The following is a 15,494-nucleotide window of genomic DNA, read 5'->3' on the forward strand; positions in this document are numbered from 1 at the left end:
CTCGGCGCGCGGGAAAATGCGTCACTTGATCTTGGCTTCCTTGAACTCGACGTGCTTGCGCGCGCGCGGGTCATATTTGCGCACCGACATCTTCTCGGTCATCGTGCGCGGATTCTTCTTGGTGACATAGAAAAAGCCCGTATCGGCGGTGCTCACCAGCTTGATCTTGACGGTCGTCGGCTTGGCCATGGCCCTATCCTTGGATTATCTGGCACATCCGCCGGGCGCCCGACCGATGCGGCGGGGCTTTGCGGCCCCGGCGGTTGGTGTGAAAAACGAAGAGGGCCGCGCGCCGGGCGCCGCCCCCATTTATCCGGGCGCCCTTGGCGGGATTCGCCGCTTCTGTCAAGCGAAAGCCGCGCGGCGGCGCGTCCGGGCGAGGCGGTGCGCACGCCCCGCCCGCCGCGGCGTCAGACGTCGCGGATCACGAAGCTCACCGTCATCTCGCGCCAGCTTTCGACGGCGACCCCGCCGCGCGTCGCGGGCTTGAAGCGCCATTTGGCAAGCGCGCGCTTCTTCGTCGCCTCGAAAAAGGCGGGGTCGTCGGCGCGGACCAGCTCGACCGCCTTCACCCGCCCGTCGGTGCCGATCAGCACGCGCACGACGACGCTGCCCTCGACCCCGGCGCGTTGCTGGCGCAGCGGATAGTCGGGCTGGAACTGCCCGGCGTAGCGCGGGTCGATCTGGGCGGTGACCAGCTTCGGCGGCGCCGGCGGATCGAGTTCGACAGCGGGGCCGGGTGGCAGCGGCGGCGGATCGAGGATGACCGGCCCGTCGGCGACGCTGTTGCTGTTGTCGGAAGGCAGCTTGAATACTGTGTCGGGAGTGTCGGCAGCCGTATCGGTCCTGGGCTGCGCTTTTACGTCGGGTTGAGGGTCCGGCTCGGGTGGCGGCGTTTTTGGCAACTCGATCAGCGTTCCGACGAGCGGTATCGTATGCGGTGCTTCTTCGACGACCATCGGCGACAGCGCGACCGCGACGACGAGCGCCGCGGGCAGTCCGATCGCAATCGCCGCCGCGACGGGCCGGTGCCGCACACCGGGATCATAGCCATAGCGGGTGCCCGCGGACGCCGGCGCGCGCTCGGGCGTGGCGGCAAGAGCGGAAATCAGGGGTTTCAGCGTCATGGCATCTCTCCTTGCCGGTGACGACCCGAACCCCGCCGCATCTTGACCGCGGCTATCGGCCAGGTCGGGTTATGAGATAATATAACGTGACGCCGATTGTCAATCGGAGAAGTCGGCAAAGTGCGGCGCGAGCGGAAGCGCTCTCAAGCCCGAGTGCTCCCGCGAAGGCGGGAGCCCATCTCCCGATCGCGCGATCCTGCACCGGTCGGCGATGGGTCCCCGCCTTCAGCCTTTGGCTGAAGTTTATCCTGAGCGCCTGCAAGGCAGTCGAAGGGCGGGAACACACGAGCCTGCGCAAGCGATTCATCCGGAATGGATCAGCGCGCCGAAAGCCGCGCCAGCGCCTCGTCCTTGGCGATCAGCGGCAGCAATTGGCGCATGTCGGGGCCATGGTCGCGCGCGGTGAGCGCGCGGCGCAGCGGCAGGAAGAGCGCGCGGCCCTTCGCCCCCGTCGCCGCCTTCACCGCGTCGGTGAGCGCGTGCCAGGGGTCGGCGTCCCAGTCGATCGCCGGCGCTACAGCGGCCGCCGCGTCGAGCACCGGCAGGTCGGCGGCCTCGGGCGGCGGCGGCGCGAACGGCCCGTCGAACACCGGGACCCACTCGGCCGCCTCGGCGACGGTCATCAGGTTCGGGCGAATCGCCAGCCAGCGCGCCTCGCCGATCGCCGCAGGCAGGCGCGGCGCGACCGCCGCATAGTCGGTGTGATGCAGTATCTTCTGGTTGAGCAGCGCGAGCTCGGCTTCGTCGAAGCGCGCGGGCGCGCGGCCGAAGCGCGCAAAGTCGATCCCCGCGATCAGCGGCGCGAGGCTCGTCACCGGCTCGACCGGATCGCTCGTCCCGAGCCGCGCGAGCAGCGCCGCGAGCGCGACCGGCTCGATGCCGGCCTCGCGCAGATCGGCCATGCCGAGCGAGCCCAGCCGCTTCGACAGCTTGCCTTCGGTTCCGACGAGCAGCGCCTCGTGCGCGAAGGCGGGCGGCGCCGCGCCGAGCGCCTCGAACATCTGGATCTGCGCCGCGGTGTTCGACACATGATCCTCGCCGCGCACGACATGCGAAATGCCCATCGCGATATCGTCGATCACGCTCGGCAGCAGATAGAGCCAGCTGCCATCGGCGCGCCGCACGACGGGGTCGGACAGCGTCTTCGGCTCGAAATGCTGGGCGCCGCGGATCAGGTCGGTCCACTCGATCGGCGCCTCATGGTCGAGCCGGAAGCGCCAGTGCGGCGCCACGCCATCGGGCACCGGCGCGCCCTCGGGCCTGCGCTCATAGACCGGCGGGAGGCCGCGCGAGAGCAGGATCTTGCGCCGGATCTCCAGCTCCTCGGGCGTTTCGTAACAGGCATAGACGCGCCCCGCCGCCTTCAATTTTTCGAACTCGGCCTCGTAAAGCGCAAAGCGCGCCGACTGCCGCTCCTCGCCGTCGATGTCGAACCCCAGCCACGCGAGGTCGGCACGGATCGCCGCGACATATTCCTCCTTCGATCGCTCGAGGTCGGTGTCGTCGATGCGCAGCAGAAAGCGCCCGCCATGTTTGCGTGCCCACAGCCAGTTGTGAAGCGCGGTGCGGACATTGCCGACGTGGAGATGGCCGGTCGGCGACGGGGCGAAGCGGGTGGTGACGGTCATGGCGCGCCTATAGCCCGATTCGCGCGCGATGCGAGCGTGGCGCGAACATAGGGCGGATCACCCCGTCCGGAACCCGTGCGTGATCGGATAGCGCCGGTCGCGGCCGAAGTTGCGCGTCGACAGCTTGACCCCCGGCGGCGCCTGGCGGCGCTTATATTCGGCGATCGCGAGCAGCCGCTCGATCCGCGCAACGGCGTCGCGGTCGAAGCCGTAGCGCTGGGCCACATCGTCGACGCTCGCTTCCTCCTCGACGAGCATATGGAGCATGCGGTCGAGGTCTTCGTAGGGCGGCAGGCTGTCTTCATCCTTCTGGTCGGGGCGCAGCTCGGCGCTCGGCGGCTTGGTGATGATTCGGCCGGGCATCACCGGGAACACCGGGTTGCGCGACAGGCGCGGCGCGTGCGCGTTGCGCCACTTGGCGATCGCGAACACCGTCGTCTTGTACGCGTCCTTCAGCGGATTATAGCCGCCCGCCATGTCGCCATAGATGGTGGCATAGCCGACGCTCATCTCGCTCTTGTTGCCCGTCGTCAGCAGCATCGGGCCGAATTTGTTGCTGAGCGCCATCAAGGTGACGCCGCGGATGCGCGACTGGATATTCTCCTCGGTGATGTCGACGTCCTTGTCGGCGAAACTGTCCGACAGCATCGTGTCGAACGCCTCGACCGCGGGGACGATCGGGATGGTGTCGAGCCGGCACCCGATCATCTCGGCGCAGCCCTTCGCATCGTCGAGGCTTTCGCGGCTCGTGAAGCGGCTGGGCAGCATCACGCACCAGACCTTGTCGGGTCCGAGCGCATCGGCGGCGATCGCGGCGCAGATCGCCGAATCGATCCCCCCCGACAGGCCGAGCACGACGCCGGGAAAGCCGTTACGCTCCACATAGTCGCGCAGCGCCACGACCATCGCATGATAGATGTCGGCGGGGTGCGCGTCCCATTCGGCGATCGCACCCGGCGCGCAGCTCCAGCGGCCGTCGGCGCCCCTGGTCCAGTGCGTGACGCGCTCTTCCTCCTCCCAATCGACCAGCCGGTGCATGGTCGCGCCATCGGCACCCAGCACAAAGGAGCAGCCGTCGAACACCAGTTCGTCCTGCCCGCCGACGCGGTTGAGGAAAGCAAGCGGCAGCCGGTTCTCGGCAACCCGCATCCCGAACACCTGCGAGAGCCGCCGGTCGTCCTTGTCGATCTCATAGGGGCTGCCGTTGACCGAGATCAGCAGCTCGGCGCCCTGCCCCGCGAGATGGCGGCACACCGCCGGCAGCCAGCCGTCCTCGCAGATCGGCAGGCCGAGCTTCACCCCGCGCCATTCGACGATGTCGGGCAAGGGGCCGGGTGCGAAGACGCGCTTCTCGTCGAAAGTTCCGTAATTGGGCAGCTCGTGCTTGCGCCGCACCGCGACGACCTGGCCGCGGTCGAGCAGCGCGACGATATTGTAGAGCTTCCCCTCGGGGTCGCGCTCGACCGAGCCGACGAGCATCGCCGGGCCGCCGTCGGCGGTATCGGCGGCGAGTTCGGCGAGCATCGCCGCGGCGCGCGTCGCGAGCGCGGGCTTGAGCACCAGATCCTCGGGCGGATAGCCGATCAGTTGCAGCTCGGGATAGAGGATCAGATCGGCCTGCCCGTGCCGCGCGCGCACCGCGCGCATCGCCGCGGCGTTGGCGGCAAGGTCGCCGACCGCCTGCGTCATCTGCGACAGGACGATGGTGAGCGTGGCGGGAGCGTTGGTCATGCCCCCGCCTTTATGCCGCGCCGCGCAGCGCGGCAATGGCGCGCGCGCCGTTCGGGGCAACTTCGCCCTTCCCCTATCCGCGCCCGCTGGCTAAGGGGCGCGCATCCATCCCCAACGGCGTCAAGGGGCAGCGCATGAAACTCATTTCCGGCAACAGCAATCTTCCGCTCGCCCGCGCGGTCGCGGACTATCTCGAGCTGCCGCTCGCCGATACCAGCGTGCGCCGCTTCGCCGACGAGGAAGTATTCGTCGAGATTCACGAGAATGTGCGCGGTCAGGACGTGTTCGTCGTCCAGCCGACCAACTTTCCCGCGAACGACAATCTGATGGAGCTGCTCATCATCGTCGACGCGCTGCGCCGCGCCTCGGCCAAGCGCATCACCGCGGTGATCCCCTATTTCGGCTATGCCCGGCAGGACCGCAAGCCCGGTCCGCGCACGCCGATCTCGGCCAAGCTCGTCGCCAATCTCGTCACCACCGCGGGCGCCGACCGCGTCCTCGCGATCGACCTGCACGCCGGGCAGATCCAGGGCTTTTTCGACATCCCGACCGACAATCTCTATGCCGCGCCGGTGATGAGCGCCGATATTCAGGCGCGCTTCGGCGGCAAGAATCTGATGGTCGTCTCGCCCGACGTCGGCGGCGTGGTGCGCGCGCGCGCGCTCGCCAAGCGGCTCGACAACGCCCCGCTCGCGATCGTCGACAAGCGCCGCGAGCGTGCCGGCGAATCGGAGGTGATGAACATCATCGGCGACGTCGCGGGCCGCTTCTGCATCCTGATCGACGATATCGTCGATTCGGCGGGCACGCTGTGCAACGCCGCCGCGGCGCTCAAGGCGGCGGGCGCCGAAGGCGTCGTCGCATACTGCACCCACGGCGTCCTGTCGGGCGGCGCGGTCGCACGCGTCGAGGCGAGCGAGCTCACCGAACTCGTCATCACCGATTCGATTCAGCCGACCGACGCGGTCAACGACAGCGCCAAGGTGCGCGCGCTCACCGTCGCGCCGCTGCTCGGCGAAGCGATCAAGCGCATCGCCGACGAAACGAGCGTCTCGTCGCTGTTCGACTGAGCACGGGCAGAGCTGATCCTGTTTGTGCGTCCCCGCGAAGGCGGGGACCCATCTCCGGCCGGTTCGCGATCGAGCCGTTTGAAGATCGGCTCCCGCCTTCGCGGGAGCACGCGGCTAGAGTGATTTCGAGTGAAATGGAACATTTCACGGCTCGGAAATCACGGTAAAACAAGAATCTAGAGTGCCGGTTTTGATTCTATCAAAATCGAACGCACTCTAGGTCATTCGAGGGTCTGGATTTCGGCGAGGACGCGACGCCTCTTGAAGCCATCACCGCGCCACCAGCGCGCCCGCGATATGATCCATCTGGCGGCGAAAGGCGTCGTGGTCGGGCACCGCATGGACGAGCCCGCGCGCCGTCCAGCATAGGGCCTGCGCGATGCTGCCCGCGCGCGGCACCGCCGATCCGGGGCCGCTGAGCCGGATCGCCTCGGCCATCGCCGCGACGAGCCGCCGTTCGGCGGCGCGCACCGCCTCGGACGGGTCGGGCTGCATTGCCGCAACGATCTCGGCGCCGTGCGGCGACGCATGCAGCGCCGCGCGATGCCGTCCGACCCACGCATCGAGCGCATCGACGATCCGTGCGGGCAGCGTCTTCGCCGGCTGCTCGATGTTGGCGAGGGCTTCGGCGAGCGAGCGGTCGATCAACGCCTGCACCGCCCAATCGGCGAGCGCGCCCTTCGATCCGAAGCGATTGTAGAGCGACTGCCGCGACACGCCGAGCGCCCGCGCAAGATCGTTCATCGACGTCCGCCGCACCCCATAGCGCGCAAAAGTCGCGACGATTGGATCGAGGGCAAAGGCGTCGGTCACGGACGAATTTTACAATCTATACTGAAATTGTAAAATTCATATATCTCGCCACTGCGCTTGCCCGGTCCGCCGACCCGCTCCTTGCGGCGGGCGCTTGGGAAAGATTTATCTCACGCAAAGGCGCAAAGGCGCGAAGAAGAAGGATACGGACCGCAAGGTCCGTTTTCATTTTTCAGGTCCACTTTTCGACGCGACGTTCCAATGAGAAAGCCGCTTCGCGGCTCGCGCAACTTCTTCGCGCCTTTGCGCCTTTGCGTGAGGCAAATATTCCACAACGTCCGCTCGCCGTTTTCTTTCCCCTGATTCCCCGCGCGCGCGCGCTCCATCCTCGCGCATTTTCCGCCAGCCTCTCCTGGACGCACTGGCGAGAGCGCGCGCCTTGCGCTAGCCCACACCCATGTCGCTCGAATCCGATCTCGCGCTCGCCAATCGCCTCGCCGATGCCGCGGGGGCTGCCATCCGCCCGCTGTTCCGCACCGCCTATGCGCACGAAGCCAAGGCCGACGCCTCGCCGGTGACCGAGGCCGACCGCGCCGCCGAAGCCGCGATGCGCCGGCTGCTCGATGCCGAGGCGCCGCGCGACGGCATCATCGGCGAGGAATATGGCGCCGAGCGCGCGGGCGCCGCGCGGCAATGGGTGCTCGATCCGATCGACGGCACTGTCAGCTTCATGGCCGGCCGCCCGATCTTCGGCACGCTGATCGCGCTGCTCCAGGACGGCTGGCCCGTGCTCGGCATCATCGACCAGCCGGTCAGCGGCGAGCGCTGGGTCGGCGCGACAGGCGAACCGACGCTCTTCAACGGCCGCCCCGCCGCGACGCGCAGCTGCCGCGACCTCGCCGACGCGACGCTCGCGACCACCGGCCCGCAATATTTCAGCGATCACGACGGCGAGCATTTCATGGCGCTCGCGGCAAAGACCTCGCACAAGCGCATGGTCTTTGGCGGCGATTGCTATAATTATGGCCTGCTCGCCAGCGGGCATGTCGACCTAGTGGTCGAGGCAGGGCTGAAGCTCCACGATTATGCCGCGCTGGTTCCCGTCGTCGACGGCGCGGGCGGGATGATGTGCGACTGGAACGGCGACCCGCTGAACGCCGACAGCAGCGGTCATGTCATCGCGCTCGGCGACCCCGCGCGGCTCGAGGACGTTATCGAAGGACTCGCTTGCCACCATTGAGATGGAGAGGAACGGACATGGCCTATGAAGGAAGCTGCCACTGCGGCGCGGTGACCTATGAAGTCGAGGGCGATATTCCGGGCGAGGCGATGAGCTGCAACTGCTCGCACTGCCGCCGCAAGGGCTTTCTGCTCAGCTTCGTGCCGATCGACCGGTTCCGCCTGAAAAGCGGCGCCGGCAAGCTCAAATCATACCAGTTCCACAAGCATAATATCGACCATCAATTCTGCACCGACTGCGGCTGTCAGGGCTTTGCCGTCGGCACCGGCCCCGATGGATCGAAGATGGCGGCGGTCAACCTGCGCTGCGTGCCCGAGGCCGATCTCGACGCGCTGAATATCCAGAAGGTCGACGGCGCGAGTTTTTAAGAGGGGACTCCGCGCAGCCGGAGTCGGGCGAAAATGGGTTTCGCGCAAAGACGCAAAGACACGAAGAGGTCGGCGGACAACGGCCTCGTTGCCTGCCAAACTGCGCGAAGCGCCCATTTTTTGATCGCCTGCGGCGACAAACGCCCGCAAAGGCTGACGCGACCTTCTTCGTGCCTTTGCGTCTTTGCGCGAAACAAATATCGCCGCTGCCCGCGCTCAAAGCCGAACGGAGGGACGAAGCACCCCATATGCGGCAATGCTTGCATTTCCGGGCGAATCCCCCTAAGCGCGCGCCTTCCGATTGTGTCGGCTGGCTGAAAGGGCTGCCATGCCGATACCAAAGCGGACTTCAAAGGAGACCGAAATGCCCAAGCTCAAGACCAAGAGCGGTGTAAAGAAGCGCTTCAAATTCACCGCCTCGGGCAAGGTGAAGCACGGCGTCGCCGGCAAGCGCCACCGCCTGATTTCGCACAACGCCAAATATATCCGTACCAATCGCGGCACCAGCGTGCTCAGCGATTCGGACGCAGCCCATGTGCGCCTCTGGGCGCCCTATGGCCTGAAGTAAGGAGCGCCAAGCATGTCCCGTATCAAACGCGGCACGACCACGCGCGCCAAGCACAACCGGATTCTCGAACAGGCGAAGGGCTATTACGGCCGTCGCAAGAACACGATCCGCATCGCGCGCCAGGCCGTCGAAAAGGCCGGCCAGTACGCCTATCGCGACCGCAAGGTCAAAAAGCGGAATTTCCGCGCCCTGTGGATTCAGCGCATCAACGCCGCGGTCCGCGCCGAAGGCCTGACCTATTCGCAGTTCATGCACGGCGTGAAGCTTGCCGGGATCGAACTCGACCGCAAGGTCATGGCCGATCTCGCGATGAACGAAGGCGCGGTGTTCGCCTCGATCATCGAGCAGGCAAAGAAGGTCCTGAGCGACGTCGAAGGGCCCAAGGCCGCCTGACGCTTCGCGCATCGACACAGTAAGAGGGCGGCCCCCGCGGGGCCGCCCTTTTTCGTGTCCGCGCGCGACGCGCAGACAGAAGGACGGCGCGGAAGCGAGTTCCCCCACGCCGTCCCGGGGATGATCCGAAGGACGTACCGCCCCCCTCCCTCCGTTCCGACGAGCCCTGGGTCGCAAAAAGCCGACGGTCCGGCGGGAGTCCGGTGGAACCGGCACGCGCGTGTGCCGGACGTCGATCTATATCGCCGCCGCGGGTATGGAAATTGTAGGAAACCGACACGTTCTCCGGGCAATTTGTTGGAACATTGTGCCGTTCCGGGCTATGCTCCTTGTTCAAGGACCAACGCCGTGGGCAATGAGGGCGACCAACAGGGTGGGCAGGCGCGCGTCGTCACGCGCTTCTTTCCAGTGTCCGCGGCGCTCCGCCCCTATGCCAGCACCATCTACAGCCTCGAGGTCGATGCGCCGCCCGGTGTGCGGGTCGAGGACCATCTGCATCCCGAGTGGGCGAACCTGCGCTTCATCGACGGCGAAGCGCCGCTGGCGGCGATCGGCGACGCGGTGCCGGTGCCCGTTCCCCCCTTCGTCGTCGCCGGACCGACGAGCCATGCGACGCGCTTCGCCGCAGGGGCGATGCGCGCGTGGGGCATCGGAATCCTGCCGATGGGCTGGGCGCGGCTTTTCGCGGTGCCGGCCGAGGAGCTCGCCGACCGCTTCTGCGACGGCCGCCGCCATCCCGCCTTCGCGGCGATCGCACCGCTCGCGGACGCGCTTGCCGGCATCGACGATTTCGCGGCGGCGGCGCGCCTTATCGACAAGCATTTTGCCGCGCTGCTGTACGAGGCACCCGAGGATGACGGCGCGGTCCTCGCCGCCTATCGCGCGCTCGTCGACGACGAATGGGTCAGCGTCGCCGAGCTCGCCGCGGCGCTCGACCTTTCGGTGCGCTCGGTCGAGCGGCTGTGCCATCGCGCCTTCGGCTTTGCGCCCAAGCTGCTCCTCCGCCGGCAGCGCTTCCTGCGCAGCCTCGCGCGCTTCATTCTCGACCCGTCGATGGCATGGGTCGATGCGCTCGACCATCGCTATTACGACCAGTCGCAATTCACCCACGACTTCCATCGCTTCATGGGGATGAGCCCGCGCGCCTATGCCGCGCTGCCGAAGCCGATCCTCGCCGCCGCCGCGCGCGCCCGCGCCGCCGCGGCGGGCGAGGCGGTGCAGGGGTTGCACAAGCCCGGAGCCTAGCGGCGACTCATATGGGTTGACCCATGCCGCCGCTTCGGTGCAAGCGGCGGCGGGGCAAAGGCGGGTTTTCCGCTGCCGGCAGCCCGACAAGCGACACGAACAGACAGCGGCGGCGCCTTCCCGGCGATCCGCCGCCGCAGGACGAATGACGATGAGTGACTATCAGGCCATGCAGGCCCAGCTCGTGAGCGAGATCGCCGCCGCCGCCGACTTGGGCGCACTCGAGGCGTTGCGCGTCGCCGCGCTCGGCAAGACGGGCAGCGTGTCCGCCCTGCTCAAGACCCTCGGCGGCATGACCCCCGACGAGCGGCAGGCGAAGGGGCCGCAGATTCATGCGCTGCGCGAGGCCGTGACCGAAGCGATCGCCGCGCGCAAGGCGGCGCTCGAAGCCGCCGCGCTCGACGCGAAGCTCGCCGCCGAACGGCTCGACATGACGCTGCCGGCCGAAGCCGCGCCGCAGGGTAGCGTCCATCCGGTCAGTCAGGTCATGGACGAACTCGCCGAAATCTTCGCCGACATGGGTTTCGCGGTCGCGACGGGGCCGGAGATCGAGGACGACTGGCACAATTTCACCGCGCTCAACATTCCCGAGACGCATCCGGCGCGTGCGATGCACGACACATTCTACTTCCCCGACACCGACGCCGAGGGCCGGTCGATGCTGCTGCGCACGCACACCTCGCCGGTGCAGATCCGCACGATGATGCGCGAGGCGCCGCCGATCCGCATCATCGCACCGGGGCGCGTCTATCGCAGCGACAGCGACGCGACGCACACACCGATGTTCCACCAGATCGAAGGGCTGGTCATCGACCGCGGTATCCATCTGGGGCATCTCAAATACACGCTCGAAACCTTCCTCAAGGCCTATTTCGAGCGCGACGACATCGTGCTCCGCCTGCGTCCCTCCTATTTCCCCTTCACCGAACCCTCGGCCGAGGTCGATGTCGGCTATGCCCAGGAAAAGGGCCGCCGCATCGTCGGCGGGGACGGCGACGATGCGGGCCATGCGTGGATGGAGCTGCTCGGCAGCGGCATGGTCCACCCGCGCGTGATCGCCAATTGCGGGCTCGATCCCGATGAATGGCAGGGTTTCGCCTTCGGGGTCGGCGTCGACCGGCTCGCGATGCTCAAATATGGCATGGACGACCTTCGCGCCTTTTTCGACGGCGACCTGCGCTGGCTCGCCCATTATGGCTTCGGCGCGCTGTCGGTGCCCACGCTGAGCGGGGGGATTTCGGCATGAAGATCACCCTCGACTGGCTTCGCGATCATCTCGACGGCACTTTCACCGTCGACGATGTCGTCGCCACATTGAACCGCATCGGCCACGAGGTCGAAGGCGTCGAAAATCCCGCCGAAAGATTCGCGGGCTTCCGCGTCGCGAAAGTGCTGACCGCCGAGAAGCATCCGCAGGCCGACAAGCTGCAGGTGCTGACCGTCGATGCCGGCGACGGCGGCCCCCCGCTCACCATCGTCTGCGGCGCCCCCAATGCGCGCGCGGGGCTCGTCGGCGTGCTCGGGCTTCCCGGCGCGGTCGTGCCCGCGAACGGCATGGCGCTGAAGGTCGCTGCGGTGCGCGGCGTCGAATCGAACGGCATGATGTGCTCGGTGCGCGAGCTCGAGCTCGGCGACGAGCATGACGGCATCATCGAACTGCCCGCCGACGCGCCCGTCGGCACCCCCTTCGCCGACTACGCCGGGGCGAACGACCCGGTGATCGACATTTCGATCACCCCGAACCGGCAGGATTGCATGGGGGTGCGTGGTCTGGCGCGCGACCTTGCCGCCGCCGGGCTCGGTACGCTGAAGCTGCTCGACGTCCCGGTGATCGAGGGGGCGGGCGCCCCCGCGACCGAAATCGCGACGCACGACCCCGAAGGTTGCCCCGCCTTTTACGGCCGCACGATCAGCGGCGTCACCAACGGCCCCGCGCCCGACTGGATGCGCCGCCGGCTCGAAGCGATCGGCCAGCGCTCGATCTCGGCGCTCGTCGATATCAGCAATTATGTGATGTTCGACCTCGGCCGCCCGAGCCACATCTACGACCGCGCCAAGCTGACCGGCGCGCTTGCGGCGCGGCGCGCGAAGGACGGCGAAACCGTCACCGCGCTCAATGGCAAGGATTATGTGCTCAGCGACAGGATGACGGTGATCGCCGACGACGCGGGCGTCCACGACATCGCGGGCATCATGGGCGGCGAGCATAGTGGGTGCGGCGAGGCGACGACCGACATCCTGATCGAGATCGCATACTTCGCCCCCGAACGCATCGCGCTCACCGGCCAGGCGCTCGGCCTGACGAGCGATGCACGCAGCCGCTTCGAGCGCGGGGTCGATCCCGCCTTCCTGGACGATGCGACCGCGATCGTCACCGGCCATATCCTCGCCATCTGCGGCGGCACCCCGTCGGCGGTCACGCGCGCGGGCACGCTGCCGGTCGAAGCGCGGACGATCGCCTATGATCCGGCGCTCGCCGAAACCCTGGGCGGCATCGCGATTCCCGCCGCGCGCCAGCGCGAAATCCTCGAAGCCCTGGGCTTCGGCGTGACCGAAGGCGCGCCGTGGCAGGTCGCCGTGCCGAGCTGGCGCCGCGATATGGACGGCCCCGCCGACGTGGTCGAGGAAGTCACGCGCATCCACGGCTTCGACGCGATCCCCTCGACTCCGCTGCCGCGTGCAGATGGCGTCGCGCGGCCGACCGCCACGCCCGGCCAGCTGCTCGAACGCCGCCTGCGCCGCGCCGCCGCGGCGGCGGGCTATCACGAGGCGGTGACGTGGAGCTTCGTGTCGGAGCGCGAAGCCGCGCCCTTCGGCGGCGGCGCGTGGAGCCTTGCCAACCCGATCAGCGAGGATCTGAAGGTCATGCGCCCCTCGCTGCTCCCCGGCCTGCTCTCGGCCGCCGCGCGCAACCAGAATCGCGGCGCGGAGAGCATCCGCCTGTTCGAGATCGGCCGCCGCTATCTCGCCGACGCCGAGCATCCGACGCTGGCGCTGTTGATGGCGGGCGACAAGCGCGCGCGCAGTTGGCAAGCGGGCAAAGCCGCACCGTTCGACGCGTTCGACGCGAAGGCGGCGGCGCTCGCGCTGCTCGATGCCGCGGGCGCGCCGACCGACCGGCTGCAGGTGATGGAGGCGGTGAGCGAGGGCGCGATCTGGCACCCCGGCCAGTCGGCGACGCTGCGCCTCGGGCCGAAGGCGGTGCTCGCCGAATTCGGCGCGCTTCACCCCGTGCTGACGCGCCACTTCGACGTCGACGGGCCGGTGATGGCGGTGCAGATCTTCATGGACGCGATCCCGGCGAAGCGCGCGAGCGGACCCGCACGCGCGGCCTATGCGCCGCCCGCGCTGCAATCGGTGCGCCGCGACTTCGCCTTCCTCGCGCCCGAAACGCTCGCCGCCGCCGACCTCGTCCGCGCGATCCGCGGTGCCGACAAGGCCGCGATCGTCGATGCCCGCCTGTTCGACCGCTTCGCCGGCCAGGGCGTGCCCGAAGGGCAGGTCAGCCTCGCGGTCGAGGTCGAGCTGCAACCTCAGGATAAGAGCTTCACCGACGCTGAATTGAAGGTGATCGCTGACAAGGTGGTCGCCGCGGCGGCGAAGCTGGGCGCAACGCTGCGCGGATAAGCCGCGCAGCTGACCCGCGATGGTCGGAAATGGGTGGAGCGGGTGAAGGGAATCGAACCCTCGTCGTAAGCTTGGGAAGCTTCTGCTCTGCCATTGAGCTACACCCGCACACCGTTGGAAACCCATGGGTTTCCTCCGGACGACGCGAATCGGTTTGCCTTGAAGCCCACCGCCCGCGTCGAATGCGCTCGCCGATTGCCACAATAACCGCGGATTGGTCAACGCAGGTTCGACCTATCCCGAAAACTTGTTCCGCCGCCGCGCCGGCGCGAACCCCGGATCAATAGAGCCCCGGCTGTTCGCGCTGTGCCGTGCTCGGCTTCGCGGGCATCAGCATCGCCGGCGGCGTGCGCGGTGCGCCCGTCCGCTGGTCGGCCGAGGCCGAGCGGGTGTCGGCGATGCGCGTCGTGCAGGCGCGGCCCGCCAGGAAGTCGATCGCGGCGCGTACCGACGCCTCGCGCGGGTCGCCGAGCGGATAGGCGAGATCGTCGTCGGCGGCGCAGCTGTTCGGGATGCGCGAGGCGAGCCCGTTGTAATAATCGCCCTGCCCATCGGCATTGGCGAGCGCGAAGGCGATGACGCGCATCCGGTCGTCGCATTCGCTCTTGTCGAGCGCGATCTGGCCGACCGGCTTGCCATAGGTGTTGCTGCCGACCAGCGTCATGTTGGTGCCGAGGTAAGGCAGCATCCCGTTGATCACCAGCTCGCTCGCCGAGGCGGTCGATCCGGTGCCGATGAAGGCGAGCCGCGTCGGCGCGATCGCTTCGGGCTGGGCGGTAAAGAAGTGCCGGTCGTTCTCCGCCGATTTTTCGGGGCGGAAGGTGAGCTGCGAGAAGAGGTCGCTGGCATTGCGCCCGCCGCCGAGCAGGTCGCCGAACAGTTCGGCGACCGATACCAGCCCGCCGCCATTATAGCGCAGGTCGACGACCACGTCGGTCACCCCCTGGTCGCGGAACATCTGAAAGGCGTCGCGCAGCTGCGGCCCCGCCGAGCTGATGAAGGTGCGCAGATTGACATAGCCATATTTGCGCCCGCCCTCGCTGATCACCTTGGCGCCATAGCGGTCGGACACGGGATCGAGGTCATATTCCTCCTTGGTCACCGCGATGTCATGCGTTCCCGATGCGTCGGTGACGCGCAGCACACGCGTCACGCCCGGCTGATCAGGGCCGAGCGCGTCGATGATCCCCGCGGTGCCCTCGGCGGCGACGATGCTCGAGATCGAGCGCATCGTGCTCGCGCTCGTACCGATCGCCGAGATGGTCGCGCCGCGGTCGATCCCCGCCGACAGCGCCGGCGCGCCTTCATAGGCTTCGGCGATCAGCAGCAGTTCGTTATAGGGGTCATAGGCCAGGCGCACGCCATAGCCCGCGCTCGACCCGCTCGCATAATAGGCTTCCTCCTCGGCGATCGAGGTGATGTAGGTGAAATAGCGATCCTTGTTCTGCGCGCGCGCCGGTTCGAGCAGCGCGTCGATATAAGTCTGGACGTCGCTATAGCTCGCCGGGTTGACGTTCGTCGCGACATCGTTCGGGAAGAGATACCATTCGTCGATCACCGCCTTGGCAAAGGCCTGGCGCGAAGAGAGGCTGCAGGTCGCGGTCGGCGTGGGGGTTGGCGTGGGCGACGGAGTCGGCGTGACCGCGACCGGCGACGCGCTGCCGTTGCCACCGCCGCCGCACGATGCGAGCATCAGCGCCGCGAGCGTGATCGCCGCGATCGAACCCTTGCACCCCCTCATAGC

General features: G+C 67.7%; 14 protein-coding genes and 1 tRNA gene. 8 read left to right on the forward strand and 7 right to left on the reverse strand.

Annotation, left to right across the window (positions count from 1 at the left end):
- Nucleotides 1-21 precede the first annotated feature (21 nt).
- From rpmG to CHB69_RS10070, 4 genes are all read right to left on the reverse strand, one after another.
- Entirely contained in the window at nt 22-189 is a 168-nt protein-coding gene (gene rpmG / locus CHB69_RS10055; RefSeq protein ID WP_003042331.1) for a 50S ribosomal protein L33, read from the reverse strand.
- A gap of 221 nt (nt 190-410) precedes the next feature.
- Nucleotides 411-1,127, reverse strand: a complete 717-nt coding sequence (locus tag CHB69_RS10060) for an energy transducer TonB (protein ID WP_089215864.1) — start codon at nt 1,125-1,127, stop codon at nt 411-413.
- Between the two features lie 317 nt (nt 1,128-1,444).
- The gene (gltX, locus tag CHB69_RS10065; protein WP_089215865.1) at nt 1,445-2,755 is read right to left on the reverse strand and encodes a glutamate--tRNA ligase; all 1,311 of its coding nucleotides are present in this window, start codon (nt 2,753-2,755) and stop codon (nt 1,445-1,447) included.
- A gap of 57 nt (nt 2,756-2,812) precedes the next feature.
- Nucleotides 2,813-4,486: an NAD+ synthase gene (locus CHB69_RS10070; protein WP_089215866.1), complete on the reverse strand. Its 1,674-nt coding sequence runs from the start codon at nt 4,484-4,486 to the stop codon at nt 2,813-2,815.
- A gap of 134 nt (nt 4,487-4,620) precedes the next feature.
- On the opposite strand from CHB69_RS10070, the gene CHB69_RS10075 reads away from it, so the two are divergent.
- Complete coding sequence (locus tag CHB69_RS10075) at nt 4,621-5,556, forward strand: ribose-phosphate pyrophosphokinase (RefSeq protein WP_089215950.1); 936 nt, start codon at nt 4,621-4,623, stop codon at nt 5,554-5,556.
- A 270-nt stretch (nt 5,557-5,826) separates the two neighbouring features.
- On the opposite strand, the gene CHB69_RS10080 is transcribed toward CHB69_RS10075, so the two are convergent.
- The gene (locus CHB69_RS10080; protein WP_089215867.1) at nt 5,827-6,369 is read right to left on the reverse strand and encodes a TetR/AcrR family transcriptional regulator; all 543 of its coding nucleotides are present in this window, start codon (nt 6,367-6,369) and stop codon (nt 5,827-5,829) included.
- A 397-nt stretch (nt 6,370-6,766) separates the two neighbouring features.
- Here CHB69_RS10080 and hisN point away from each other — a divergent pair, with 397 nt between their 5' ends.
- The 7 genes from hisN (at nt 6,767) to pheT (ending at nt 13,750) form a co-directional block, all read left to right on the forward strand.
- Nucleotides 6,767-7,549: a histidinol-phosphatase gene (gene hisN / locus CHB69_RS10085; RefSeq protein WP_089215868.1), complete on the forward strand. Its 783-nt coding sequence runs from the start codon at nt 6,767-6,769 to the stop codon at nt 7,547-7,549.
- Nucleotides 7,550-7,566: 17 nt separating this feature from the next.
- Nucleotides 7,567-7,917, forward strand: coding sequence for a GFA family protein (locus tag CHB69_RS10090; RefSeq protein ID WP_089215869.1), 351 nt, complete (start codon nt 7,567-7,569; stop codon nt 7,915-7,917).
- A 364-nt stretch (nt 7,918-8,281) separates the two neighbouring features.
- Nucleotides 8,282-8,485 (forward strand): 50S ribosomal protein L35, encoded by a 204-nt coding sequence (gene rpmI / locus CHB69_RS10095; protein WP_089215951.1) that lies wholly within the window; start codon nt 8,282-8,284, stop codon nt 8,483-8,485.
- 12 nt (nt 8,486-8,497) lie between these two features.
- Nucleotides 8,498-8,878, forward strand: coding sequence for a 50S ribosomal protein L20 (gene rplT, locus CHB69_RS10100; protein WP_089215870.1), 381 nt, complete (start codon nt 8,498-8,500; stop codon nt 8,876-8,878).
- A 348-nt stretch (nt 8,879-9,226) separates the two neighbouring features.
- Nucleotides 9,227-10,123 (forward strand): helix-turn-helix domain-containing protein, encoded by an 897-nt coding sequence (locus CHB69_RS10105; RefSeq protein ID WP_245836691.1) that lies wholly within the window; start codon nt 9,227-9,229, stop codon nt 10,121-10,123.
- Between the two features lie 151 nt (nt 10,124-10,274).
- Nucleotides 10,275-11,369 (forward strand): phenylalanine--tRNA ligase subunit alpha, encoded by a 1,095-nt coding sequence (gene pheS, locus CHB69_RS10110; RefSeq protein ID WP_089215952.1) that lies wholly within the window; start codon nt 10,275-10,277, stop codon nt 11,367-11,369.
- On the forward strand, nt 11,366-13,750 hold the full coding sequence (pheT, locus tag CHB69_RS10115) for a phenylalanine--tRNA ligase subunit beta (RefSeq protein WP_089215872.1): 2,385 nt from the start codon (nt 11,366-11,368) through the stop codon (nt 13,748-13,750). Before pheS ends, pheT begins: the two co-directional genes overlap by 4 nt.
- Before the next feature lie 34 nt (nt 13,751-13,784).
- Here pheT and CHB69_RS10120 read toward each other — a convergent pair.
- A tRNA-Gly gene (locus CHB69_RS10120) sits at nt 13,785-13,858 on the reverse strand.
- A gap of 172 nt (nt 13,859-14,030) precedes the next feature.
- Nucleotides 14,031-15,491 (reverse strand): S41 family peptidase, encoded by a 1,461-nt coding sequence (locus CHB69_RS10125; protein WP_089215873.1) that lies wholly within the window; start codon nt 15,489-15,491, stop codon nt 14,031-14,033.
- Nucleotides 15,492-15,494: the final 3 nt, after the last annotated feature.

Origin of the sequence: Sphingopyxis indica (genome assembly GCF_900188185.1) — a bacterium.
Classification (GTDB): Bacteria; Pseudomonadota; Alphaproteobacteria; order Sphingomonadales; family Sphingomonadaceae; genus Sphingopyxis; species Sphingopyxis indica.

Bases quoted from the DNA above. Each gene is read 5' to 3' on its own strand.
- rpmG (WP_003042331.1), bottom strand. From the start codon at position 189: ATGGCCAAGCCGACGACCGTCAAGATCAAGCTGGTGAGCACCGCCGAT.
- CHB69_RS10060 (WP_089215864.1), bottom strand. From the start codon at position 1,127: ATGACGCTGAAACCCCTGATTTCCGCTCTTGCCGCCACGCCCGAGCGC.
- gltX (WP_089215865.1), bottom strand. From the start codon at position 2,755: ATGACCGTCACCACCCGCTTCGCCCCGTCGCCGACCGGCCATCTCCAC.
- CHB69_RS10070 (WP_089215866.1), bottom strand. From the start codon at position 4,486: ATGACCAACGCTCCCGCCACGCTCACCATCGTCCTGTCGCAGATGACG.
- CHB69_RS10075 (WP_089215950.1), top strand. From the start codon at position 4,621: ATGAAACTCATTTCCGGCAACAGCAATCTTCCGCTCGCCCGCGCGGTC.
- hisN (WP_089215868.1), top strand. From the start codon at position 6,767: ATGTCGCTCGAATCCGATCTCGCGCTCGCCAATCGCCTCGCCGATGCC.
- CHB69_RS10090 (WP_089215869.1), top strand. From the start codon at position 7,567: ATGGCCTATGAAGGAAGCTGCCACTGCGGCGCGGTGACCTATGAAGTC.
- rpmI (WP_089215951.1), top strand. From the start codon at position 8,282: ATGCCCAAGCTCAAGACCAAGAGCGGTGTAAAGAAGCGCTTCAAATTC.
- rplT (WP_089215870.1), top strand. From the start codon at position 8,498: ATGTCCCGTATCAAACGCGGCACGACCACGCGCGCCAAGCACAACCGG.
- pheS (WP_089215952.1), top strand. From the start codon at position 10,275: ATGAGTGACTATCAGGCCATGCAGGCCCAGCTCGTGAGCGAGATCGCC.
- pheT (WP_089215872.1), top strand. From the start codon at position 11,366: ATGAAGATCACCCTCGACTGGCTTCGCGATCATCTCGACGGCACTTTC.
- CHB69_RS10125 (WP_089215873.1), bottom strand. From the start codon at position 15,491: ATGAGGGGGTGCAAGGGTTCGATCGCGGCGATCACGCTCGCGGCGCTG.